Annotated in this window: 21 protein-coding genes; 2 read left to right on the forward strand and 19 right to left on the reverse strand. The window is 68.7% G+C overall.

Annotation, left to right across the window (positions count from 1 at the left end; translation table 11 throughout):
• Positions 1–24: 24 nt before the first annotated feature.
• Positions 25–876, forward strand: coding sequence for a proteasome assembly chaperone family protein (locus C3E87_RS02670; RefSeq protein ID WP_076058919.1), 852 nt, complete (start codon positions 25–27; stop codon positions 874–876).
• A gap of 34 nt (positions 877–910) precedes the next feature.
• On the opposite strand, the gene rpe is transcribed toward C3E87_RS02670, so the two are convergent.
• From rpe to C3E87_RS02750, 16 genes are all read right to left on the reverse strand, one after another.
• Positions 911–1,564, reverse strand: a complete 654-nt coding sequence (rpe, locus tag C3E87_RS02675) for a ribulose-phosphate 3-epimerase (RefSeq protein ID WP_076058922.1) — start codon at positions 1,562–1,564, stop codon at positions 911–913.
• A gap of 59 nt (positions 1,565–1,623) precedes the next feature.
• Positions 1,624–2,934, reverse strand: a complete 1,311-nt coding sequence (locus tag C3E87_RS02680) for an RsmB/NOP family class I SAM-dependent RNA methyltransferase (RefSeq protein ID WP_076058924.1) — start codon at positions 2,932–2,934, stop codon at positions 1,624–1,626.
• Positions 2,931–3,842, reverse strand: coding sequence for a methionyl-tRNA formyltransferase (gene fmt, locus C3E87_RS02685; protein WP_076058927.1), 912 nt, complete (start codon positions 3,840–3,842; stop codon positions 2,931–2,933). The genes C3E87_RS02680 and fmt overlap by 4 nt, the downstream gene beginning before the upstream one ends.
• A complete protein-coding gene (locus C3E87_RS02690) occupies positions 3,839–5,773 on the reverse strand; it encodes a hypothetical protein (RefSeq protein ID WP_083665344.1) in 1,935 nt (644 codons plus the stop codon). The genes fmt and C3E87_RS02690 overlap by 4 nt, the downstream gene beginning before the upstream one ends.
• 1 nt (position 5,774) lies before the next feature.
• Positions 5,775–6,962, reverse strand: a complete 1,188-nt coding sequence (metK, locus tag C3E87_RS02695; protein ID WP_076058929.1) for a methionine adenosyltransferase — start codon at positions 6,960–6,962, stop codon at positions 5,775–5,777.
• An 84-nt stretch (positions 6,963–7,046) separates the two neighbouring features.
• Positions 7,047–7,394: a DNA-directed RNA polymerase subunit omega gene (gene rpoZ / locus C3E87_RS02700; protein WP_076058931.1), complete on the reverse strand. Its 348-nt coding sequence runs from the start codon at positions 7,392–7,394 to the stop codon at positions 7,047–7,049.
• Positions 7,395–7,428: 34 nt separating this feature from the next.
• A complete protein-coding gene (gene gmk / locus C3E87_RS02705; protein ID WP_198928180.1) occupies positions 7,429–7,980 on the reverse strand; it encodes a guanylate kinase in 552 nt (183 codons plus the stop codon).
• Between the two features lie 21 nt (positions 7,981–8,001).
• The gene (gene mihF / locus C3E87_RS02710; RefSeq protein WP_076058934.1) at positions 8,002–8,313 is read right to left on the reverse strand and encodes an integration host factor, actinobacterial type; all 312 of its coding nucleotides are present in this window, start codon (positions 8,311–8,313) and stop codon (positions 8,002–8,004) included.
• Positions 8,314–8,423: 110 nt separating this feature from the next.
• Positions 8,424–9,236, reverse strand: a complete 813-nt coding sequence (gene pyrF / locus C3E87_RS02715) for an orotidine-5'-phosphate decarboxylase (RefSeq protein ID WP_076058936.1) — start codon at positions 9,234–9,236, stop codon at positions 8,424–8,426.
• Positions 9,233–10,303 carry a quinone-dependent dihydroorotate dehydrogenase gene (locus C3E87_RS02720; RefSeq protein WP_238974196.1) on the reverse strand — a complete coding sequence of 357 codons (1,071 nt, stop codon included), beginning with the start codon at positions 10,301–10,303 and terminating at the stop codon, positions 9,233–9,235. The genes pyrF and C3E87_RS02720 overlap by 4 nt, the downstream gene beginning before the upstream one ends.
• Entirely contained in the window at positions 10,288–13,590 is a 3,303-nt protein-coding gene (gene carB, locus C3E87_RS02725; protein WP_076058941.1) for a carbamoyl-phosphate synthase large subunit, read from the reverse strand. The genes C3E87_RS02720 and carB overlap by 16 nt, the downstream gene beginning before the upstream one ends.
• Positions 13,590–14,717: a glutamine-hydrolyzing carbamoyl-phosphate synthase small subunit gene (gene carA, locus C3E87_RS02730; protein WP_076058944.1), complete on the reverse strand. Its 1,128-nt coding sequence runs from the start codon at positions 14,715–14,717 to the stop codon at positions 13,590–13,592. Before carA ends, carB begins: the two co-directional genes overlap by 1 nt.
• Positions 14,718–14,736: 19 nt before the next feature.
• Positions 14,737–15,165 (reverse strand): transcription antitermination factor NusB, encoded by a 429-nt coding sequence (gene nusB / locus C3E87_RS02735; RefSeq protein ID WP_076058947.1) that lies wholly within the window; start codon positions 15,163–15,165, stop codon positions 14,737–14,739.
• On the reverse strand, positions 15,166–15,729 hold the full coding sequence (gene efp, locus C3E87_RS02740; protein ID WP_076058949.1) for an elongation factor P: 564 nt from the start codon (positions 15,727–15,729) through the stop codon (positions 15,166–15,168).
• Positions 15,730–15,833: 104 nt separating this feature from the next.
• Positions 15,834–16,772 (reverse strand): hypothetical protein, encoded by a 939-nt coding sequence (locus C3E87_RS02745; protein WP_076058951.1) that lies wholly within the window; start codon positions 16,770–16,772, stop codon positions 15,834–15,836.
• Positions 16,769–17,407, reverse strand: a complete 639-nt coding sequence (locus C3E87_RS02750) for a hypothetical protein (protein WP_076058954.1) — start codon at positions 17,405–17,407, stop codon at positions 16,769–16,771. The genes C3E87_RS02745 and C3E87_RS02750 overlap by 4 nt, the downstream gene beginning before the upstream one ends.
• 200 nt (positions 17,408–17,607) lie before the next feature.
• Between C3E87_RS02750 and C3E87_RS02755 the strand changes: the two genes are divergently transcribed.
• Complete coding sequence (locus C3E87_RS02755) at positions 17,608–20,316, forward strand: ExeM/NucH family extracellular endonuclease (RefSeq protein WP_076058956.1); 2,709 nt, start codon at positions 17,608–17,610, stop codon at positions 20,314–20,316.
• Positions 20,317–20,382: 66 nt separating this feature from the next.
• Here the strand turns inward: C3E87_RS02755 and aroB are convergent, their stop codons facing one another.
• From aroB to aroC, 3 genes are read right to left on the reverse strand one after another with little or no spacing between them, the layout of a single operon-like run.
• Positions 20,383–21,456, reverse strand: coding sequence for a 3-dehydroquinate synthase (aroB, locus tag C3E87_RS02760; protein ID WP_076058958.1), 1,074 nt, complete (start codon positions 21,454–21,456; stop codon positions 20,383–20,385).
• Complete coding sequence (locus tag C3E87_RS02765; protein ID WP_076058960.1) at positions 21,453–21,971, reverse strand: shikimate kinase; 519 nt, start codon at positions 21,969–21,971, stop codon at positions 21,453–21,455. Before C3E87_RS02765 ends, aroB begins: the two co-directional genes overlap by 4 nt.
• Positions 21,968–23,164 (reverse strand): chorismate synthase, encoded by a 1,197-nt coding sequence (aroC, locus tag C3E87_RS02770; protein WP_076059523.1) that lies wholly within the window; start codon positions 23,162–23,164, stop codon positions 21,968–21,970. Before aroC ends, C3E87_RS02765 begins: the two co-directional genes overlap by 4 nt.
• Between the last annotated feature and the right edge of the window lie 11 nt (positions 23,165–23,175).

Genomic DNA, 23,175 nt, shown 5'->3' on the forward strand with positions numbered 1-23,175 from the left:
AGCCGCACCCGGTAGGCTGGACGAATGCAGTTCGCGCCTTTGGACGGTCTCCGAGACCCCGCAGTGGTGATCGGGTTCTCCGGTTGGAACGACGCCGGCAATGCGGCCAGCGATCTGCTGCGCCATCTGATGGACTCCTATCCCGGCACTGACGCGGGCATCATCGACGACGAGCGCTACTGGGATTACCAGCAGACGCGGCCCATGCTGCACCGCACCGCGGACGGCGCCTGGGTGGAGTGGCCTGCGCTCCGGTTGCGCGCCGTGCATCACCCGGACCGCGACATCATCGTCGTCCTGGGCCCGGAACCGAACCTCCTGTGGCGGCAGTTCTCCATGGACCTGGTGGACCGGATCAAGAAGATCGACCCGGAGATCGTCGTCTTCCTCGGCGCCATGCTGAGCGACACGCCGCACACGCGTCCGCTTCCCGTGGGGGTCTACACCAGTGATCCCGCGGTTGAGCGGAAGTACAACATGGACGCCAACGACTACACCGGACCAACGGGCATGATCGGCGTGGCCGGGCAGTTGATGTTGCACGAGCGGATCCCAGCGGCTTCGCTGTGGGTGTCCGTCCCGCACTACGTGTCGTCGCCGCCCAACCCGAAGGCGCAGGACGCGTTGCTCACGGAGCTGGAGGGGATCCTGCACGTCAAGATCCAGCACGCGGAACTCCCCGCCGAGGCGGATAAGTGGACGCTGGCGGTGGACCAGTTGAGCGCGCAGGACCCGGACATCGCTGAGTACATCGGCCAGCTCGAGGAGGCCCGCGACACCGAAGAGGTGGAGGGCGCCACGGGCGACACGATCGCGGCGGAGTTGGAGAAGTTCCTGCGCCGCCGTCAGGGCGACGACCAGCCGAACGGCAACTGACCCCTGGCGCTGAGGATCCTGCGGATTTCAGTGCCTAGTGCTGGCAGGCCCCCGCGGCGAGGTTGCGCAGCTGGTTGACCATCGCGTCGGGGTCGGCCGCGTTGTAGACCGCGGAGCCCGCCACGAAGGTGTCGGCGCCGGCCTCCGCGCAGCGCTCGATCGTCTCCACGCTCACGCCGCCGTCGACCTGGATCCAGATGGGCCGGTCCCCCAGCAGCTCGCGGGTGCGACGCACCTTCGGCAACACCAGGTCCAGGAACTTCTGGCCGCCGAAGCCCGGCTCGACGGTCATCAGGAGCACCATGTCGACCTCGTCGAGCATGTCCGCGTACGAGTCGATGGGGGTGGCTGGCTTCAGGCCGATGGAGGCGCGGGAACCCAGCCGGCGCAGCTCGCGGGCCAGCCGGATGGGTGCGTGGGCGGCCTCCACGTGGAAGGTCACTGACTCGGCTCCCGCCTCGGCGTAGGCGGGTGCCCAACGGTCCGGGTCCTGGATCATCAGGTGGATGTCGAGCATCTTGTCCGTGGTCCTGCGGATGGACTCCACCACGGGCAACCCGATGCTCAGGTTCGGCACGAAATGGTTGTCCATGACGTCGACATGGATGGCGTCGGCGCTGCCGATCCGCCCGATCTCCGTGGCGAGGTTGGCAAAATCGGCGTTGAGAATGCTCGGGGTGATACGCATGACAGCACCCTATCGAGTGGCGGAAGAACGATCTCGGCGGGAGGTCGGCAGCGGACCGGTCAGGAACCCACGCGCAGCAGCGCGAGGTACATCGCGTCTGTGCCATGGCGCTGAGGCCACAACTGCACATCGTCTCCCAGCGCGCTCTCAGGCACGTCGGGCAGCGCGTCCGCAGCGTGCAGCCGGGCGACCTCGGGGTGCTCAGCAAGCACGTCGTCGACCACCTCGACCGTCTCCGCGCGGTGCGGCGAGCACGTCACGTAGGCCACCACTCCCCCGGGCACCGTCGACGCGATGGCCTGACGGAGCAGGTCGCGCTGCAGGCCGCCCAGCGCCGTGACGTCCTCCGGACGCCGGCGCCACCGCGACTCCGGGCGACGACGCAACGCGCCCAATCCGCTGCACGGCACGTCCACCATGACCTTCGAGAACTGGCGACCCCAGGCCGGGCGGGTGCCGTCAGCCGTGATCGTCACTGCGCCGTCCGGGTAGGCGGACAGGGCCTGCTGCACCAGCCGAGCGCGGTGCTCCTGCGACTCCGATGCGACCAACCAGGTGCCCTCCTCGCGCGCCAGGCCGGTGAGCAGGGCCGCCTTGCCGCCCGGGCCGGCGCACATGTCCAGCCACGGGCCGGCCGGCGCCTCCGTGCGGGCCAGCGCCCACGCAACGAGCTGGGAACCCTCGTCCTGCACGCCGACGCGACCCTCGCGCACCGCCGCCTGCTCGGCCGGGGCGCCGTCGGTGGTGGCGCCGAAGGGCGAGAACCGGGTGGGGGTGGCACCGGACAGGTCGGCGATGGTGGCCAGGCCCGGGCGCACGACGAGGGTGGGATGCGGCGGCTCGTTGTTCGCTGCGAGCGCACGCGGCAGCTCATCCGGAGTGAGCAGATCCGCGTAGGCGTCGACGATCCAGCGCGGATGGTGGCTACGGATGGCGAGTTCGTCCAGTGGACCGGCCTTCTTGGACAGCTGGTCGAGCCACCCGTCCAGGTCCTTGGCCGAGATCTTGCGCATGATGGCATTCACGAGCCCCGTGACCCGCTGGCCGACGGTGGCGCGGGCCAGGTCGACCGTCGAGGTGACCGCCGCGTACTTCTTCATCTTCATGCCCAGCAACTGGTGGGCGCCGAGCCGCAGCACGTCGACGACGGCGGGCTGGAGCGTGTTCAGCGCCCGCCCTGCGGCGGCCTCGATGACGCGGTCGTAGGTGCCCATCAAGCGGCACGTGCCCGAGACGAGTTCCGTGACGAGACCGGCGTCGCGGGTCTCCAGCCCGGCCGTGGCCAGCCGCTTGGCGAGCGCCAGGTTGGCGTAGGCGTCCTCGCCGGTGATCTGCCGCAGCACATCGAATGCCACCTTGCGGGGGTTCATGTCAGAGCCTTCCCTGCCACGCCGGAGCGGGCCCAGTCGATGGCGGGCATCCGGCGTTTTCCGGGGGCCTGCACCTCGAGGAGTTCGAGCGTGCCCTCCCCGGTGCCGACGAAGACCTGCCGCTTGGTTGCTTCGAGGTCGCCCGGCGCCAGGCCATGGTCTTCGGCGACCGACGCCCGGTAGATCTTGAACCGCTGCCCGTCGAGTTCGCACCAGGCTCCCGGGTCCGGCGAGCACCCCATGATGACGTTCCTCAGTTCCTTCGCCGGCCGCGCCCAGACGATGCGGGCCTCGTCGACGGTGATCTTGGCCGCGACGGTGAGCCCCTCGGTGGGCTGCGGCGTGGGCCGCTCGCCTGCCGCCACCATGTCGATGGCCCGGACGAGCTGGTCCGCGCCGCTCTCCGCGAGCGCCGCGAGGAGCTCACCCGCGGTGGCGTCGGGCATGGGACGCGATTCCATCAGGTACACGTCGCCCGCATCCAGTTCCCGCACGATCTGGAAACACGCGGTGCCGATCTCCTCGTCGCCCGCCATGATCGCGCGTTGGACAGGCGCCGCCCCGCGCCACCTGGGCAACAGGGAGAAGTGCAGGTTGACCCAGCCGTGGGCCGGGATGTCGAGCGCGGACTGCGGCAGGAGTGCGCCGTAGGCCACCACCGGGCACACGTCGACGGCGAGTTCCCGCAGGCGGGCCTGGAAATCCGCATCGCGCGGATGCGCCGGCTTCAGCACCTCGATCCCCAGTTCCTCCGCCCGCACGGCCACCGGCGACGGCGTCAGTCTGCGGCCACGGCCGGCAGGCGCATCCGGCCGGGTGACGACGGCCACCACCTCGTGCTGCGACGCGACCAGGGCGTTGAGCGAGGGAACGGCGACCTCGGGGGTGCCGGCGAACACGAGCCTCATCTGTCCTCCAGGGATTCGGGATCGACGTGAATACTGAGCTGGCCCTTTTCCTTGCGGGCGGAGCGGATGGCGGCGGCGCTCTTGACCCGCCGTGTCAGTTCGCGGGCGTCCTGGACGGGGGTGCGCAGCAGCGCAGCCCAGCGTTCAGGGCCCACCTCTGTGGGGCCGAGGATATCCACACCGGCCCAATCGTCGTTGTCGAGGAACTCACGCACCGCATCCGCGTCGCCCACGATCCGCGCCATCTTGACGGCCGGGGTCAGCCCAGCCTCGGCCCTGTCGGCGAGCTCCCTGGTGGCGAACCCGGCGAGATCCGCCCGCAGCATGGCCTGCACCGTGGGATGGGTCGCTGAGCCGACCAGCAGGACGGAGCCCCCGTCGAGGGGACGGCGCGCCAGCGCCGCGGCGTTGGACCACCGGCGCAGGGCCTCCTCCGCAGCCCGGAGGCTGATCCGGGACAGCGTGACCTCGGTGTCGAGGATCAGCACGCCCGCATAGCCCGACGGGGCGCTGGGCTCGGAGCCGGGCGTGGCAACCACGATGGCGGGTTCGTCGGGGATCTCGTCACGGATGTTCTTGGCCGAGCTGTTGACGGCGAGGGCCCCGGGGAAGGCGCGCGCCAACTCCTCCGCGGTGCGCGCGGCACCGGCCAGCGGCGTGCGGAGGCGCGACGTGTGGCAGTGCGGGCACGTCCACCGCGTGGGCTTGAATCCACACAGCGAGCATTCGGGCTCATCCCGGCGACGGGCCCGCATGGGGCCGCTGCACTTCGCGCACACGGCACGGTTGCCGCACCGCTGGCACGCGAGGGACGCCGAGTGGCCGGTCATCGGCACCTGCACGAGCACGGGGCCCTGCGGCAGGTGGTCGCGGAGGAAGCGGAAGGCCAACGAAGGGATGCGTAGGCGGGCAGCGGTGGGATCGTGCTCGCGCTCGACCTCCCCGACGGCCCGCACCGGCGCGACGATCCGCCGGGCCTCGGTGGGGGTGAGGCTGAGTTCGGCCAGCCAGCCGCGCTCGACGAGCGCCTGCGCGTCCACGCTGCGCGAGTACCCCGCCAGCATGAGGGCCGCGTTCTGGCGCGCCGACCGCAGGATGGCCACCGCGCGGGCATGGGGGTACGGGGCGCGGAGTTCCTCATGGGCGTCATGGCCGTCGTCGACGACCACCACCAGGCCCAGATCCTGCAGCGGCGCGAAGACGGCGCTGCGAGTACCCAGCATGATGCGAGCCTGCCCACGCGCGGCGGCGAGATAGGCGCGGTACCGGGCCGAGCGGCCGGCCTCCGAGGCCAGCGCGCCCACGGCACCGTGCCCGAACACGGCCCGGAACCGGGCCACGGCAGGGGTGAGCTCGCGCACCGTGGGGAAGACGACGACGGCGGAGCGGCCGGAACGCAGCGTGGCGTCCACGGCCTCGATCACCCCGCCGAGCAGGTCGCCCGCTCCCCCATGGACGGCGGCCGCCTGCCACACCAGGCGGGGCGAGCGGCCCTCCCCCAGCGCGTCGAGCAACGACTGACCGGCAGGGTACGACGGCAGCACCGAGGCCCGCTCCAGGGGTTTGGGGTCCGGCCATTCGCGTTGCGGGGCCTTCTCTGTGGCGGCGTGCCGGGGCGCAATGGCCAGCCGGGCGACATCAGACCAGACCCCCGCGTAGTGGTCTGCCACTCCCCGGATCAGTTCGTACACCTCAGGGGTGGCGATGGGTTCCGAGGAGACGACCTTGCTGAGGCGCGCGAGCGAGGCGACCTCAGAGGTGTCGGCGATCTCGATGAGCCACCCGTCGCGCTGGGTTCCGGCGAACGGCACCTTCACCCGGGCGCCGACGGTGGCCACCTCGACCAGTTGGTCTGGAATCTCGTAATCGAACAGCCGGTCCAGGTGGGCCAGAGCCATGTCGACGGCGACCCGCGCCACCCGGCCCGTCACGTCATCCCTTGACAGCAGCCGCCAGTGCGTCGACCCGGTCTGTGCGCTCCCAGGTGGCCGACGGGATGTTGCGACCGAAGTGGCCGTAGACCGTCACGTCCGAATAGATGGGCCGCAGCAGATCGAGGTCGCGGATGATGGCTCCGGGTCGCAGGTCGAACGTGGCCAGCACCGCATTGCGGATCTGCTCCTCAGGCACCGCGTTGGTGCCGAAGGTGTCCAGATAGAAGCCCACGGGGTGCGCCTTGCCGATGGCGTAGGCCACCTGCACCTCACAGCGCTCAGCCAGGCCGGCCGCAACCACATTCTTGGCGACCCACCGTGTGGCGTACGCCGCGGAGCGGTCCACCTTCGAGGGGTCCTTGCCGGAGAACGCGCCGCCGCCGTGGCGGGCCATGCCGCCGTAGGTGTCGACGATGATCTTGCGGCCGGTGACACCCGCGTCGCCCATGGGGCCGCCGATGACGAACTTGCCGGTGGGGTTGATGAACACCCGCTCAGGCATGCCGAAGCCGTAGCGCTCCAGGACGGGGCCGATCACTTCGCGGCGCAGGTCCTTGTGGATGTGCGGCTGCGTGACCTCTGCGCTGTGCTGCGTGCTCACCACGACGGTGTCGATGCCCTCGGGACGCCCGTCGTCGCCGTAGCGGACGGTGACCTGCGTCTTGCCGTCCGGGCGGAGGTACTCGAGCGTGCCGTCCTTGCGTACCGCCGTCAGCTGCTCGGCCAACCGGTGCGCCAGGTCCACCGGCAGCGGCATGAGCGCCTCGGTCTCGTTGCAGGCGAATCCGAACATGAGCCCCTGGTCGCCGGCGCCCTGGGCGCTGGCGATGTCGCCGTCCGCGTCGACCCGTCGCTCATAGGCGTCGTCGACGCCCTGGGCGATGTCCGGGGACTGGGCGCCGATGGCGACGGTCACGCCACAGGAGGCGCCGTCGAAGCCCTTGCTGGACGAGTCGTAACCGATCTCGAGGATGCGCTTGCGGGCGAGGTTGGCGACATCGACGTAGCCGGTGGTGGAAACCTCACCGGCCACCACCACCAGGCCGGTGGTCACGAGGGTCTCGACAGCGACCCGCGACTCCTTGTCCTGGGCGAGGAGGCCGTCGAGCACGGCGTCGGAAATGGAATCAGCGATCTTGTCCGGATGGCCTTCGGTGACCGATTCCGAGGTGAACAGACGGCTCACGGCAGAGCACTCCTAGCGCGGCAACAAGCCGCATAGTGGAAGAAGGGGTTGTTGTGGCGGCGATAAGCCGCCCCCTTGGGTGCGTCAGGAAGACGCGACTTCGGTGTCCGCGAAGGGATCAACGAAGGAGAACGCGGGATCCGCAGCCGCGGCGGCGGCAGCAGCTGCCTCTTCGGCCTCGGGATCGATCTGGGTGTACTGCAGGAGGCCTTCGCTCATCTCGCGCAGCGCGATGGACAGCGGCTTCTCCTCAGGAGCAGCGGAGACCAGCGGGCCGACGTTCTCGAGCAGGCCCTCGCCCAGCTGCGAGAAGTAGGCGTTGATCTGCCGAGCGCGCTTCGACGCGAACAGCACAAGCCGGTACTTCGAGTCGACGTTCTTCAGCAGGTCGTCGATCGGCGGGTTGGTGATGCCTTCGGGCACGGTGTTCAAGGTGATCCTTTCACGTTGTGATCACAGAGACAGGTCACAAGCTCATTAACCTTACCAAAGCGGCGACCGTTTCATCGAGCGTGACATTGACGATCACGTGATCGGCCTCGTCGACCTGCGCCAGTTCGATCTTCGCCGTGTCCAGGCGGCGGGCCATCGTCTCCTCGTTCTCCGTGCCGCGGCCCCGGAGCCGGCTCACCAGCTCCTCCCACGACGGAGGGCTGAGGAAGATCAGCCGGGCTTCCGGCAGGTTCTGCTTCACCTGACGCGCTCCCTGCAGGTCGATCTCCAGGATCACGGGGCGTCCGGCCGCGACGGAGGCGAGCACGGGCTGACGGGGGGTCCCGTAGTAGTTGCCGTGGACCTCGGCCCATTCCAGCAACTCCCCCTGCGCGATCAGGTCCCTGAACTCGTCGATGCTGACGAAGTGGTAGCTCTTGCCCTCCACCTCACCGGGACGCGCTGCGCGGGTGGTCATGGACACGGAATAGAAAGGTTCTGGGTGGAGCGACCGCAGCTTTGCACAGACGGTGCCCTTGCCAACGGCGCTCGGGCCGGAGATCACCCACACGGGAGAAGAAGTCACCCGCCTGAGCTTACCGCCGCCTCACTTGAAGAGTTCAGTGAGGCGGACCACCTGGTGGCGGCCCAGCCCGCGGATGCGACGGTTGGGGGCGATCTGGAGGTTCTCCATGATCTCGCCAGCCCGGGTCACACCCACGCGTGGCATGGAGCGCAACAGATCCACCACCTTGATGCGCGACAGGGTCTCGTCGTCCACCGCCTTGTTCAGTGCATCGGTGAAGGAGAGGTCGCCGTTCTTGACCTGCTCCTTGAGGTTCGCGCGGGCTCGACGTGCCTCTGTGGCAGCCGCCCTGGCCGCTTCAAGCTGCGCGCTGCTCAACTGAGGAATTGCCATCGGGGTTCCCTTCAATCCTTCATAGACAGCACCGGCAACGGTGAACAGGTGCTCCCCAAAAGATACCGCCTCTGGCCCCAAAAGTTCAGCCCTAGGGGTGGTTTTTGCCATCAGTTCAGCAGGGACGCAATCTCCGACTGCAGCGTGGTGGTCTTCTCCCGTAGCTTGTCGTGCCCCGAACCGATCACTCCCCGGCTCGTGGTGGGCAACACGTGCTTCAGGCTTTGCCCGAACAATTCCGCTATTCCCGCGACGGTACCGCCCTGGGCGCCGAGACCCGGCACGAGGATGGACGCGTTGAAGTTGCTCAGATCGCACCCGGAGTCGCCGTGCGTGCCGCCCACCACGAGACCCACAGCGTGATCCGCGGAGGGGTTGAGCGCCGCGATGGTGTCCACCACGTGTTGGGCGACGGTGACGCCCCCGGTGGTGGCCAGCTGCACCGCCGCACCCTCAGGGTTGGACGTGCGGGCCAGCACGTAGAGGCCCTGGCCACCGGCCACCGCCGCGTCGATCGCCGGCTGCAGCGAGCCGACCCCGAGGTACGGCGACAGGGTGATGGCGTCTGCGCGGGTGGGTGCGTCGTCGCCCAGGAACGCGGTGGCGTAGCCGCCCATCGAGGAGCCGATGTCGCCGCGCTTGACGTCGAGGATGCTCAGCGCGCCGGCTTCGCTGATGTCCTCGAGCACCCGCTCCAGGACGGCGACGCCCTTGGAGCCGAAGGCCTCGAAGAAGGCGGACTGCGGCTTGAAGACGGCCACGATGTCGCCGATCCCCTCGACGATGCCCCGGGCGCAGCGTTCGAGCCCGTCGACGCTGTGGGGCAGGCCCCAGGCCGCCAGCACGGACGGCATCGGGTCGATGCCGACGCACAGGCGACCACGCGAAGCTGTGGCGGCGGTCAGTTTCTCGGCGTAGGTCATGACGCCTTCCTGTATTCCTGGATCCCGCGCACCAGCGCAGGGCCCTCGTAGATGAATCCGGTGTAGAGCTGTAGCAGCGCCGCGCCCGCGTCGAACATCCGACTGCCGTCAGCGGGGCTCATGATGCCGCCCACCCCCATCAGGGGCAGGTGCGTGGACGCCGCCAGGTGCTCGACGAATGCCAGTGCCCTCGCGGTCAACGGCCGGCCGCTCAGCCCACCCGCCTCGCGGGCCAGATGCTGGTCCGGAGGGGTGAGCCCGTGGCGCGACAGCGTGGTGTTGGTGGCGATGATGCCGGACACCGCCGAATGGTTGAGCACCGCGAGGGTCTCCGCCAGATCTGCGCCCTCGAGATCTGGGGCCAGCTTCACGAACACCGGCACGGGCCGGTGGCGGTTGAGACTCGCAGCCTCGTCCGTGAGCGCACCCAGCAGTTCTGCCAGCTGGTGCGCGGCCTGCAGGCTGCGCAGGCCGGGCGTGTTGGGGCTGGAGACGTTGACGGCGACATAGTCGGCGAAGGGCGCGAGCAGTCGCAGCGACGTGAGGTAGTCCGCCGTCGCGTCCTCCAGGGCTGTCACCTTGGACTTGCCGATGGAGATGCCCAGCGGGATGCCGACGGCGCAGTTGCCCCGTGCGATGCCCTTCGCGCGCAGCGTGGTGGCGAGGGCGGCCGCTCCCCTGTTGTTGAAGCCCATGCGGTTGACGATGCCCTCGGACCGGACGGCGCGGAACACCCGGGGCTTGGGATTGCCCGGCTGCGCCAGCGCGGTGACCGTGCCGAGTTCGGCGAAGCCGAAACCGAAACGTGCCCAGGCCTGGGCCGCGACCCCGTCCTTGTCGAGGCCTGCGGCCAGACCCACCCGGTTGGGGAAGCGGATGCCCGCCACCGTCACCGGGTCTGCCACGCGGCCCCGGGCACCGCCCGGGACCTTGGCCAACACGTCGATCATGGCCTCGTGCACCCGCTCGGGGTCTCCCCCGGCGGAGCGGAACAGGCCGGCCCGGAGACCGTGGTATCCCGTCCGGAGCCCGCGGGTGACGAGGCCGCTCATCAGGCCTGTGCCCATTCCTGCAGCGACCTCACGCCCACCTCGCCGCGCTGGAGCGCCTCGATCCCCTGCGTGGCCGCGGCCAGGCCGGGCACCGTCGTGATCGAAGGCACGTCGGCCAGCACTGCGGCGGTGCGGATGAGGTAGCCGTCCTCGCGGGTGCTGGCACCCGACGCGGAGCCCTCCGGCGTGTTGAAGATCAGGTCGATCTCGCCGGACTTGATCATCTCGACGATGGACTTGGACTCCTCGCCCTCCTTCAACTCGGAGAGCTTGAGTACCACTTCAGCGGCCACGCCGTTGCGGCGCAGCACTGAGGCGGTGCCGGCAGTGGCGAGGACGCGGAAGCCCAGGTCGACGAGGCGCTTGATGGGCCAGATGGCGTGGCGCTTGTCGCGGTCCGCGATGGAGACGAACAGCGTGCCCCCGGTGGGCAACGGGCCGCCGCCGGCGTCCTGCGACTTGGCGAAGGCGGTGCCGAAGTTGTCCGACAGGCCCATCACCTCACCGGTGGAGCGCATCTCCGGCCCGAGCAGCGTGTCGACGAACGCGCCGGCGGTCGTGCGGAACCGGTTGAACGGCATCACGGCCTCCTTGACCGCGACCGGCGCGTTGGGACGCGGCGTCGAGCCGTCGCCCTCGGCGCGCAGCATGCCGCTGGCGCGCAGGTCTGCGATGCTGCGGCCCATCATGATCAGCGCCGCAGCCTTGGCCAGCGAGGTGTTCGTGGCCTTGGACACGAACGGCACCGTGCGGGAGGCGCGCGGGTTGGCCTCGAGCACGTAGAGCGTGTCGCTGTGCACGGCGTACTGGATGTTGAGCAGGCCGAGCACGCCCACGCCCTGCGCGATGGCCAGCGTGGAGGTGCGGATCTCCTCGATGACGGCGTCACCCAAGGTGATGGGTGGCAGTGCGCACGCGGAGTCGCCGGAGTGGATGCCGGCCTCCTCGATGTGCTCCATGACGCCGCCGATGTACAACTCGTTGCCGTCGAACAGTGCGTCGACGTCGATCTCCACGGCGTCGTCCAGGAAGCGGTCGACGAGCACCGGCTGGTCCTCGCTCACCTCCGTGGCCTTGGCGATGTAGGTCTCGAGGGCTTCGTCGTTGTAGACGATCTGCATGCCGCGCCCACCCAGCACGTAGCTGGGGCGCACGAGCACCGGGTAGCCGATCTCCGCGGCGATGGCCTTGGCCTCATCCGCGGTGACGGCCATGCCGTGCTTGGGCGCGGGGAGGCCAGCGCGGGCGAGCACCCGCCCGAAGGCGCCGCGCTCCTCGGCCAGGTTGATGGCCTCAGGCGAAGTGCCGACGATGGGCACGCCCGCGTCCTTGAGGATCTGGGCGAGCTTCAGCGGTGTCTGGCCGCCCAGCTGGCAGATGACGCCGGCGACGGGGCCGGCCTGCAGCTCGGCGTGGTAGATCTCGAGCACGTCCTCCGCGGTGAGCGGCTCGAAGTAGAGCCGGTCCGAGGTGTCGTAGTCGGTGGAGACGGTCTCGGGGTTGCAGTTGACCATCACGGTTTCGTACCCGGCCTCGCGCAGCGCCATGGTGGCGTGCACGCAGGAGTAGTCGAACTCGATGCCCTGGCCGATGCGGTTGGGGCCGGAGCCCAGGATGAGCACGGCCTCCTTGGTGCGGGTGGGCACCTCCGTCTCCTCGTCATAGGTCGAGTAGAGGTACGGCGTGCTGGCCTCGAACTCCGCGGCGCAGGTGTCCACCGCCTTGTACACCGGGCGGATGCCCAGCGCGTGCCGGACGCCCCGCACCACGTCGGTGGTGAGGTTGCGCAGCTGGGCGATCTGGGCATCGCTCAGCCCGTGGCGCTTGGCCTTCCGGAGCAGTTCCGGGGTCAGCTGGTCCGTGTCGCGCACCTGGCGGGCCACGTCGAGGAGGATCTCGAGCTGGTCAAGGAACCAGGGGTCGATCTTGGTGGCCTCGAAGACCTGTTCGACGCTCGCCCCGGCGCGCAGGGCCTTCATGACCACCTGGAGCCGGCCGTCGAAGGGTCGCGACGCGGTCTCGAGAAGTTCCTCGACGCTCTCGTCGATGGGCATGTTGAACTCGAAGGGGGCCTTCGGGTCCTCCATGGAACGCAGGGCCTTGCCCAGCGCCTCGGTGAAGTTGCGGCCGATGCCCATCGCCTCGCCCACAGACTTCATGTGGGTGGTCAGGTACGGGTCCGCCGCGGGGAACTTCTCGAAGGCGAACCGCGGGATCTTGACGATCACGTAGTCCAGCGTGGGCTCGAAGCTCGCCGGAGTCACCTTCGTGATGTCGTTGGGGATCTCGTCGAGCGTGTAGCCCACGGCGACCTTGGCGGCGATCTTCGCGATCGGGAAGCCCGTGGCCTTGGAGGCCAGCGCCGACGAGCGCGACACCCGCGGGTTCATCTCGATGACTATCATGCGGCCGTCGTCCGGGTTGACGGCGAACTGGATGTTGCAGCCTCCGGTGTCGACACCGACGGCGCGGATGACGCCGATGGCGACGTCGCGCATGCGCTGGAACTCGCGGTCCGTCAGCGTCATGGCGGGCGCCACCGTGATGGAGTCGCCGGTGTGGACGCCCATGGGGTCGAAGTTCTCGATGGAGCAGATGATGACGACGTTGTCCGCCTTGTCACGCATCACCTCCAGCTCGTACTCCTTCCAGCCGAGGATGGATTCCTCGATGAGGACCTCCGTGGAGGGCGAGGCTGCCAGGCCGGCGCCGGCGATGTTGCGCAGTTCTGCCTCATCGTGCGCAAAGCCGGAGCCCACGCCACCCATGGTGAACGACGGGCGCACGACGACCGGGTACCCCAGGTTCTCAGCGGCCGCGACGACCTCCGCCATGGTGTGGCAGATGTGCGACTTGGCCACCTCCGGCGGCCCGCCGGGGATGTCCAGGCCGAGGCAGATCTTCTTGAACTGCTCGCGGTCCTCACCGCGCTGGATGGCGTCGATGGACGCGCCGATCAGTTCCACGCCGTACTTCTCGAGCACACCGTTGTCGTGCAGGGCGACGGCGGCGTTGAGCGCCGTCTGGCCGCCGAGGGTGGCGAGCACCGCGTCGGGGCGTTCCTTCGCGATGACCCGCTCGACGAACTCAGGCGTGATGGGCTCGACGTAGGTGGCGTCCGCGAAGTCCGGGTCCGTCATGATCGTGGCCGGGTTCGAGTTGACCAGGACCACGCGGTAGCCCTCTTCGCGGAGGACGCGGCAGGCCTGGGTGCCGGAGTAGTCGAATTCGCAGGCCTGACCGATCACGATGGGGCCCGAGCCGATCACCAGGATCGACGAGATGTCTGTGCGACGCGGCATCAGGCGTCCTTTCCGGCCGAGATGACCGACACGAACCGGTCGAAGAGGTAGTTGGCGTCGTGGGGGCCGGCGGCGGCCTCCGGGTGGAACTGCACGGAGAAGGCCACGAGGTCCCCGTCGCGACGGAGTTCGAGACCCTCGACGACGTCGTCGTTGAGGCACTTGTGGCTGACGCTCACCTGGCCGAACTCGGTGTCGACGGTTCCCTCCAGGGGCGCGTCGACGGCGAAGCCGTGGTTGTGCGACGTGACCTCGATGCGGCCCGTCGTGCGGTCGACCACCGGCTGGTTGATGCCGCGGTGGCCGAACTTGAGCTTGTAGGTGTCGAAGCCGAGCGCGCGGCCGAAGAGCTGGTTGCCGAAGCAGATGCCGAAGAACGGCACCTTGGCCTCCAGCACCTCGCGCAGCAGCGCCGTCGGGGCTTCAGCCGTCGACGGGTCGCCGGGCCCGTTGCTGAAGAACACGCCGTCCGGTGCGTAGCTCATCACCTCGTCGAAGGTGGCGTGGGCGGGCACCACGTGCACGTCCAGGCCGCGGGCGGCCAGCTGCGTGGGAGTCATCGACTTGATGCCGAGGTCCACCGCGACGATCGAGTACAACGTGTCGCCCTTGGCCTCCACCGTGTACGGCATCTGGGTGGTCACGTCCCCGATGAGGTCCTGACCCGCCATCATCGGCTGGTCCAGCACGCGGGCGAGCAGTTCGTCCACGTTGTCGGTCTCCGTGGAGATGCCCACGCGCATGGCGCCGCGGTCACGGATGTGGCGGGTGAGGGCACGGGTGTCGATATCGCAGATCCCGACGATCCCCTGCTCACGCAGTTCGTCGTCGAGGCTCCTAACGGAGCGCCAATTGGAGGGACGGGGCGCGGGGTCGCGCACGATGTAACCGGCGACCCAGATGCGGCCGGATTCGCCATCCTCGTCGTTCCACCCAGTGTTGCCGATGTGGGGGGCGGTGGCCAGCACCACCTGCCCGCGGTAGCTGGGGTCTGTCAGGGTCTCCTGATATCCGGACATGCCGGTGGAGAACACCAGCTCGCCGAACGTCTCGCCATTGGCGCCGAAAGATCGGCCACGAAACACGCGCCCATCCTCCAAGACCAACAATGCGGGAACGGGACTCATGCGTTACCTCTTTCGGAGATCAGTTCGTGTTTGGCTTCGCGCCGGCGGCCTTGGCCAATAGGCCATTGAGGAACGCCGGTGATTCATCGGTGGACAGATCTCCCGCGAGGCGGACCGCCTCGGAGATGACTGCGCCTGGAGGGGTGTCGGTGTAGTCGAGCTCGAAGATCGCCATGCGGGCGAGGTTGCGGTCGACTGACGGCATGCGGTCCAGCGGCCACGCCGCGGAGGCGGCAGCGGAGATCCGGTCGTCGATCTCGTCGAGGTGCTCAGCCACACCGAAGACGATTTCGCGCGTCAGTTCGCGGACGACGCCGCCCGACAGCGTGCGCTGCTCGGTGAAGGTCTCGCTCAGAGAGTCGCCGCGCTGCTCCGCCATGAAGAGGATGTCGAGAGCAGCTTTGCGGGCCTTGGTCTGCGCGCTGTAGTGGGAGGGGCGCTCAGACATCTAGCTGGAAACGCGTCCGAGGTAGGAGCCGTCGCGGGTGTCGACCTTGACCTTCTCACCGTTGGTGATGAAGAGGGGCACCTGGATCTGCTTGCCGGTCTCCAACGTGGCGGGCTTGGTGCCACCGGTGGAGCGGTCGCCCTGCAGGCCCGGCTCGGTGTAGGTGACGATGAGTTCCACGGAGGTGGGCAGTTCGATGAACAGTGGAGCGCCCTCGTGGGTGGCCACAAACGCGTTGGTGTTCTCGAGCAGGTAGTCCTTGGCGTCGCCGACGGTCTCCGCGGGGACGTGGAGCTGGTCGAAGGTGGCGATGTCCATGAACACGTAGTCGTCGCCGTCCATGTAGAGGTACTGCATCTCCGAGCGGTCCACCGTCGCGGTCTCGACCTTGGTGTCGGCGTTGAAGGTGCGATCGACGATCTTGCCGCTCAGCACGTGCTTCAGCTTGGACCGCACGACCGTGTTCCCCTTGCCGGGCTTGTGGTGCTGGAACCACTGCACCTGCCACAGCTGGCCATCGAGATCGAGGACCATTCCGTTCTTCAAATCGTTGGTCGAGACCATGTCTGTTCTCCTCAGTGGATCGGGGGCTGCGGCCAACGGAGCATTCTACGGGATCGGGCGCCAACTCAGAAAAATCCGTCCACACTCCGTGTCGCGCAGGGCCCTCAGGCACCCGCCTCCTCGCGGAGAATGGCGACGACGGCGTCGCGCGTCAGGTCGAAATGGCTGCGACCCTGCGCGTCGAGGGAACGCCGGCCGTAGTAACCCGCGGGACCGTCGTGGCCCATCGGGCCGATCGTGTGGAAGCTGACGCGACCCTCCCGCTTGGCCCGGTTCCACGTCGACAGGGGCGAGGTGGGCCAGCGTCCGGGGAAGGCGACGGTGCCCAGATGATGGGTGTGGTCGCGGGTGCCGGTGAGGTGCCAGAGGTGCCGCATCCTGTCCAGGCCGGGGTCGTCGCCGAAGATGCCCCCGATGCTGATCAGCGAGACGGGCACCTTGAGCGCGTGCAGGAACCACCCGGCGCCCAGTGCCATCTGCACACCGCCCGAGAGACCCATCAAGGTGACGGGCGTGCCGCTGCCGGGCCGGTATCCGTGACGCTGCAGGGCGCGCCACAGCTCCTGCGCCAGCCCGATGTTGAACGTGGGTCCGTACCGTGGGTCTGCGGAGACCAGCACCTGGGCGATGTTGCGGATGTTGATGATGTTGTGGATGGGGTTCCAGTGCCAGTGCTCACGGGTCCAGCCGAGCACCTTCCACAGGCCCATCGTGGTCCGGTGCAGCAGCCCCCGGTTGTCGACGGCGTACGGGAACACCTCGGAGATGATGCAGGCGCCCGGCACCTCTTCGGCGACCGCGGCCAGCCAGGCGTCCTCGCGGTCCGAGAGAGTGTCGCCGCTCAGCACGGCCACCCCGGACAGGTAGACGACGAACGCCGTTGGCCCGATGCCGGCGGCCTGGGGTGGGGGGCGCATGGGGTCGAAGGTGGCGGCGATCTCCGCCTGACCCTTGTCGGCCCACCAGCGCAGCGACTCCAGCGGCGACAGCAGCACGAACGCCGCCACCATGAGCGCCGCCCCGCCCAGGACCCAGCTGATCACGCCTGCGCCTCCCGCCGAGTCCGGTCCAGCACCGGCATGGCAGGCATCCCGGCGAGGATGTCACGGGAGGTCACGACGGTGGGCCGGCCGGTTGCGAGCGTCCAGACCCTGGAGCCCACCCAGTTGACCGGGCGCTGCAGGAGCCGCGACAGCAGTTGCATCACGAACCAGCCCGAGAGGGAGAACCCCAGCGCCCACCAGCGCCCGATGTCGAAGACCTCGGCCAGGCCGAACCAGAGGATGAGGAAACTCCAGCCCTGCAGGACGCGGCCGAAGAACATGCCGAAGTGCGGCATGGCCTGGATGAAGGCGAAAGCCAGTGGCGCCACCGACAGCAGGCCCACGAGGACCAGCGGCATCAGCGGCGCGGCGCGGCGCAGCCCCAGCGAGGTGACGCCCCAGGTAACGGCCGCCTGGATGATGTGGAGGGTGGCCAACGACACGATGTTCAGCAACAGCGTGCTGACCAGGCGCAGCCCGTGGATGCGGTTGAGCAGCAGGATGGCGGTGTGGCCGAGCATCGTGGAGGCGCCCGCGATCAGGGCCACTCCGAGGGCCGCCCAGAGGCCCACCTGTGCGAGGTGGCTGCTGTCCAGCCGCAGGGCCGCTCCCAGCGCTTGCCACACCTCTGACATGTGAAAGAGCTTACGGCAGCGGATCGGCGGCCTCCCAGGGCCACCCGATGGGAGGGAGACGAACTTCCGGGTACCAGGGGATGAACTTCCTCTAAACGATCCGCAGGGGTGAGCAAATCCTTGACAACATCCCTCTAGGGTGAGGGCCACTGTCGCCTCAATTCCGCGGCGACGTCGTTTCTTCACTAGGAGTCCGATCCATGCGCAAGCACCTCACCGTGCTGGCTGCGACAGCGGCATTGCTCGCCGCATCATTCGTCGCTGCGCCGGCACAGGCGGTACCAGCAGATCACCTCGTCATCAACGAGGTCTACGCCCGCGGCGGTAGCGCCAACCAGCCGTTCAACAAGAAGTTCGTCGAGCTGTACAACCCGACCGCCCAGGCCATCGACCTGACGGGCTGGAAGCTCGGCTACAGCTCGGCCACCACTGCCGGCGTCGGCAGTACCTGTGGTCTCTCGGGCACAGTCGCCCCCGGCGGGTTCTTCGTCGTGGGCACGGGCACCAACAACGCCACCGTCGGTGCAGACGTCTCGGTACAGCTCGACTGCGGCATCAACCCCAGCGGCACCAACGGTGCGATCACCCTCCTGAACGGCGACGTCGAGATCGACATTGTTGGTTACGGCACGGCGGTCCGCAACGAGACCGCCGCGGCCATCTACACCGGTGGAAACTCCACCCCGGGATCGATCACCCGCACCGGCGCATCCGACACTGACAACAACGCCGAGGACTTCGATTTCACCGAGACACCCACCCCGGGTTCGGACTCCTCCATCACAGGCGGCGGGACCCCCACCCCCACGCCGACGGAGACCACAACGGTCCCGACGGAGCCCACCGTGACCCCGATCGCTGAGATCCAGGGCCCGGGCGCGGCCACTCCCCTGTCCGGCCAGACCGTGACCACCACTGGCGTCGTCACGGCGGCGTATCCCACCGGCAACTTCCGCGGTGCCTACATCCAGACCCCGGGCTCCGGTGGGGCGCCCAAGGCACCCGGCGATGCTTCTGATGGCATCTTCGTCTTCGGCGACGCCGCAGCCAACGCCACCATCGGCGAGTGCTACACCGTGACGGGAACCGCCGGTGAGCACTTCACCCTGACCCAGCTCGCGAACGCCACGCTCACGCCCGCTGCCGACTGCGCCGCGGTCACCCCCACCGCGCTGACCACCTTCCCCGGCACCGACGCCGCGAAGGAAGCCTACGAAGGCATGCTCGTGCTGCCCACCGGCGGCTACACCATCACCAACAACTATGACCTGAACCGCTACGGCCAGATCGGCCTCGCGTACGGTGACGAGCCGCTGTTCACCGCCACCGACGTGGTCCGTCCCGGTCCTGAGGCCCTCGCCTACGAAGCCGAGAACCGCACGAAGCTGATCACGCTCGACGACGGCTCCAGCTGGGACTACACCAACAACGCCGCCGCCAAGAACTCGCCGTTGCCGTACCTGAGCGCGGCCACGCCCATGCGCACCGGCTCCCCGGTGACGTTCACGGAGCCGGTCATCCTCGACTACCGCTTCCAGTGGAACTTCCAGCCCACCAGCCAGGTCACGGGCGCAGAGGTCTCCTTCATCACCAGCGTCAACGACCGCCCGGCCGACGCGCCCGTGGTGGGGGGCGACATCCAGCTCGCTTCGTTCAACGTGCTGAACTACTTCGACGACCTCGGCGTCAACGAGGCCAACTGCAAGTACTACAGCGACCGCGAGGGCAACCCCGTGGGCGCCAACAACTGCCAGGTGCGCGGTGCCTACTCCGAATCGGCGTTCGCCGATCAGGAGGCCAAGATCGTCGCGGCCATCAACAAGCTGGACGCCGATGTCGTCGGCCTCCAGGAGATCGAGAACAGCGCCGCCATCACCTACCTGGCGGGCCAGCCCCGCGACAAGGCGCTCGCCACCCTGGTGGCCGCGCTCAACGCAGCCGGCGGCAATTGGGCGTTCGCGCCCAGCCCGACGGTGGCAACCCCGAATGAGGACGTCATCCGCACGGCCTTCATCTACAACCCGGACACCGTCCAGCTCGTCGGCCCGTCCTACATCCTGCTCGACCCGGCGTTCGCTGACGCGCGCAACCCGCTGGCCCAGGAGTTCCAGGCCAAGGGCAGCACCACCACGTTCGTCGCGATCGTGAACCATTTCAAGTCGAAGGGTTCCGGTGAAGACGACGGCACCGGCCAGGGCAACGCCAACCCCTCCCGCGAGGCTCAGGCCAAGGCCCTCAGCACCTGGGCGAACACCTTCGAGGCTTTCGCCGACAAGCCCGTGTTCCTGATGGGCGACTTCAACGCGTACACGATGGAGACCCCGGTCCAGTTCATCGAGGACGCCGGCTTCACCAACCTGACCCAGGGTGGCGTGGCCGAGGACGCGACCTACCAGTTCAGCGGCCGCCTCGGCTCGTTGGACCACGTGTTCGCCAATGACGCGGCCCTGGCCCTCGTCACCGATGCGGCGGTCTGGAACATCAACGGCGACGAGTCGATCGCGTTCCAGTACTCGCGCCGCAACTACAACATCACCGATTTCCACGCCGTCGACGAGTTCGCGTCGTCGGACCACGACCCTGTCGTGGTGGGCATCAAGGCACCACAGCCGGACGTCACCTCTCCGATGATCTCCGAGATTGCACACCAGAAGCTGACGGTGGGCAGGCACTTCTCACTGCAGGTACAGGCCACCGACGATTCGGCCGACCTGACCTACAGCGTGCTCGGCAACCCCGCCTGGCTGACGATCGACGCGGACGGAACCCTCAGCGGAACACCGACCGGCCCCCGGTCGTACAAGGTGACGATCCGCGTCTCGGATCCGGCCGGCAACACGAGCAGCGACACTGTCCTGCTACAGGTCAAGCCCAAGACGGCGGCCCAGCCGCCTGTCCGCAAGCGGTAACCACACATAAACATCGGGCCCCGGCAACGCTGTGCGTTGCCGGGGTCCTTGTGCATGTCGGCCTCGTCAGCAGAGTTCGCGGTAGGCGGCTTCCATGGCCGCCTCATCCGGCGCGTCGATGATGACGGGCTTGCCGAACTCCGTGATGCCGACGATCCGCAGGATGTTGCCGCGGGCCTTCTTGTCGAGGCTCATGATCGCGCGCAGGTCCTCCCACGCCGACTGCTCGTAGCGCAGCGGCAGGCCCAATCCGCCGAGGAGGTCGTCGTGCATGGCGACCGACTCGTGGTCGAGCCCCAGCAACTGCCGCGACACCCGCGAACACCAGGCCAGGCCGACGGCGATCGCATCGCCGTGGCGCCACGTGTAGCGCGCGTGCGCCTCGATGGCGTGCCCCAGCGTGTGGCCGTAGTTGAGCGCCTCACGCCCCACGTCGGCGCCTTTTGACGTCGCCTCGCGGAAATCTGCGGCCACCACCGTCGCCTTCACCTGGACGGCGCGGGTGACGAGTTCGGCGAACCGGTCGCTGCGCACGTCTGCGGCATCCGCCAGGTCCTCCCGCGCCAGGTCCAGGATGCGGGTGTCGGCGATGAAGCCGCACTTCAGCACCTCCGCCATGCCGGAGCGCACGTCGCGGTCCGGGAGGCTGTCGAGCAGTGCGAGGTCACAGATCACGCCCACCGGTTCGTAGAACGCGCCCACCAGGTTCTTGCCGGCGTCGAGGTTGATGCCCGTCTTGCCGCCCACCGCCGCGTCGACCATCGCGAGCACCGACGTGGGGATGCTGATGTAGGGCACCCCGCGCAGCCAGGACGCGGCCACGAAGCCGGCCAGGTCTGTGGCGGTGCCGCCGCCGATCCCGATCACCAGGTCACTGCGCGTGAAACCGGCCTCGGCGAGGGCGTTCCAGCAGCGGCTGAGCACCTCAACGGTCTTGGCGGCCTCGGCATCCGGCACCGGCAGCAACAGGACGCGTTGCTCGAGCATCCCGGCCACCTGCGCGGCGATCGCCGAGAGCGGTTCGGGATGGATGATGGCCACCCTCGTCGCGTCGCCCACCATGCCGGGCAACTGGGCGAGCGCGTCCCTGTCGATGTGGACCTCGTAGGGGCCGAGGGCGGATTCCACGCGAACGCTCATTCTTCCGCTCCTCCTTGAGCACCACGTTCAGCGGCAAGGTCGTCGGCGACCTCGGAACTGCCGTGACCATCAGTCTCCACGATCTGGGTGGCCAGCGCTTCATAAACTGGATTTCGCTCCCGCAGCAGCTCGATGAGGCGGCCGCGCACATTGCCCAGCAGCATGGGGCGTGCCTTGTTCATGCCGACTCTGCGCGTGGCCTGCCCGATGGACACCTTCAGCCAGATCACCTCGTGGCCGCCGTCGCGCAGCGCCTGCTGGATGGCCTCGTTCATCACGGCGCCACCGCCGAGCGACACCACCTCATACGCCTCGAGCAACTCCAGGGTGGCCTCCTGCTCGAGGGCACGGAAGTACGCCTCGCCCTCGTCGGCGAAGATCTCCGCGACGGGCTTGCCCTCAACCTCTTCGATGCGCTGGTCCACGTCGACGAAGGTCTTGCCCAGCTTCCGGGCGAGCCTCTTGCCGACGGTGGACTTGCCTGCGCCGGGGGCGCCGACCAGAACGATGCTCATCGGCCGATCTCCAGGCCGCGGGCGGCCACGTCTGCCAGGTAGGACTCGTAGTTGCGGCGGGTCTCCCCTACGGAGTCGCCGCCGAACTTCTCCAGCGCCACCTCCGCCAGCACGAGCGCCACCATGGCCTCAGCCACGACGCCGGCTGCCGGCACGGCACACACGTCTGAGCGCTGGTGGTGGGCCGCGGCGGCCTCACCCGTGGTGGTGTCGATGGTGCGCAGCGCGCGCGGGACGGTGGCGATGGGCTTCATCGCGGCGCGGACGCGCAGCACCTCTCCGGTGGACATGCCGCCCTCGGTGCCGCCCGAGCGGTGCGAGGCGCGGCGGATAACCCCGTCGGTGGGCAGGATCTCGTCGTGGGCCAGCGAGCCACGGGTCCGGGCGAGGGCGAAGCCGTCACCCACCTCGACTCCCTTGATGGCCTGGATGCCCATCAGCGCGCCGGCAAGCTTCGCATCGAGGCGCCGGTCTCCCTGCGCGTGTGAACCGAGGCCAGGGGGCAGCCCCCAGGCCAGCACCTCGACGACGCCGCCCATGGTGTCGCCCTCCTTCTGGCAGGCCTCCACCTCGGCCTGCATCGCGACGGAGGCCTCAGCGTCGAAGCACCGCACCGGGTCCTCGTCGATGGCGGCCAGGTCCGCGATGGTGGGGAGGTCTTCGCGGCCGGCCCGCACGGGGCCCAGTTCCACCACGTGGCTCAGCACGGTGATGCCGAAGGCCTGTTCGAGGAACGCCTGCGCGATGGTGCCCAGCGCGACGCGGGCGGCGGTCTCCCGGGCGGAGGCGCGTTCGAGCAGCGGGCGGGCCTCGTCGAAGTCGTACTTCTGCATGCCGGCCAGATCTGCGTGACCGGGGCGGGGGCGCGTGAGCTTGGCGTTGCGGGCCAACTCAGCCAGCTCGGCCTCGTCCACGTGACCCGGCGCCATCACCTTCTGCCACTTCGGCCACTCGGTGTTGCCGATCATGATGGCGATGGGCGAACCGATCGTCTCGCCGTGGCGGAAGCCGCCCAGCAGGGTGAGTTCATCGGCCTCGAACTTCATCCGCGCCCCGCGGCCGACGCCCAGGCGTCGACGGGCGAGGTTCCGGGCGATCTCTTCGACACCCACTCGTACATGGGCCGGGATGCCTTCCATGGTGGCGATGAGCGCTTGGCCATGGGATTCACCGGCAGTCAGGTATCGAAGCATGAGGGTCATTG

The sequence above is a fragment of the Tessaracoccus sp. ZS01 genome (assembly GCF_022342445.1).
Lineage (GTDB): Bacteria > Actinomycetota > Actinomycetes > Propionibacteriales > Propionibacteriaceae > Arachnia.

Coding starts and splice junctions, on each gene's coding strand:
- C3E87_RS02670 (WP_076058919.1), top strand. CDS start 25: ATGCAGTTCGCGCCTTTGGACGGTCTCCGAGACCCCGCAGTGGTGATC.
- rpe (WP_076058922.1), bottom strand. CDS start 1,564: ATGCGTATCACCCCGAGCATTCTCAACGCCGATTTTGCCAACCTCGCC.
- C3E87_RS02680 (WP_076058924.1), bottom strand. CDS start 2,934: ATGAACCCCCGCAAGGTGGCATTCGATGTGCTGCGGCAGATCACCGGC.
- fmt (WP_076058927.1), bottom strand. CDS start 3,842: ATGAGGCTCGTGTTCGCCGGCACCCCCGAGGTCGCCGTTCCCTCGCTC.
- mihF (WP_076058934.1), bottom strand. CDS start 8,313: ATGGCAATTCCTCAGTTGAGCAGCGCGCAGCTTGAAGCGGCCAGGGCG.
- pyrF (WP_076058936.1), bottom strand. CDS start 9,236: ATGACCTACGCCGAGAAACTGACCGCCGCCACAGCTTCGCGTGGTCGC.
- C3E87_RS02720 (WP_238974196.1), bottom strand. CDS start 10,303: ATGGGCACAGGCCTGATGAGCGGCCTCGTCACCCGCGGGCTCCGGACG.
- carB (WP_076058941.1), bottom strand. CDS start 13,590: ATGCCGCGTCGCACAGACATCTCGTCGATCCTGGTGATCGGCTCGGGC.
- carA (WP_076058944.1), bottom strand. CDS start 14,717: ATGAGTCCCGTTCCCGCATTGTTGGTCTTGGAGGATGGGCGCGTGTTT.
- nusB (WP_076058947.1), bottom strand. CDS start 15,165: ATGTCTGAGCGCCCCTCCCACTACAGCGCGCAGACCAAGGCCCGCAAA.
- efp (WP_076058949.1), bottom strand. CDS start 15,729: ATGGTCTCGACCAACGATTTGAAGAACGGAATGGTCCTCGATCTCGAT.
- C3E87_RS02750 (WP_076058954.1), bottom strand. CDS start 17,407: ATGTCAGAGGTGTGGCAAGCGCTGGGAGCGGCCCTGCGGCTGGACAGC.
- C3E87_RS02755 (WP_076058956.1), top strand. CDS start 17,608: ATGCGCAAGCACCTCACCGTGCTGGCTGCGACAGCGGCATTGCTCGCC.
- aroB (WP_076058958.1), bottom strand. CDS start 21,456: ATGAGCGTTCGCGTGGAATCCGCCCTCGGCCCCTACGAGGTCCACATC.
- C3E87_RS02765 (WP_076058960.1), bottom strand. CDS start 21,971: ATGAGCATCGTTCTGGTCGGCGCCCCCGGCGCAGGCAAGTCCACCGTC.
- aroC (WP_076059523.1), bottom strand. CDS start 23,164: ATGCTTCGATACCTGACTGCCGGTGAATCCCATGGCCAAGCGCTCATC.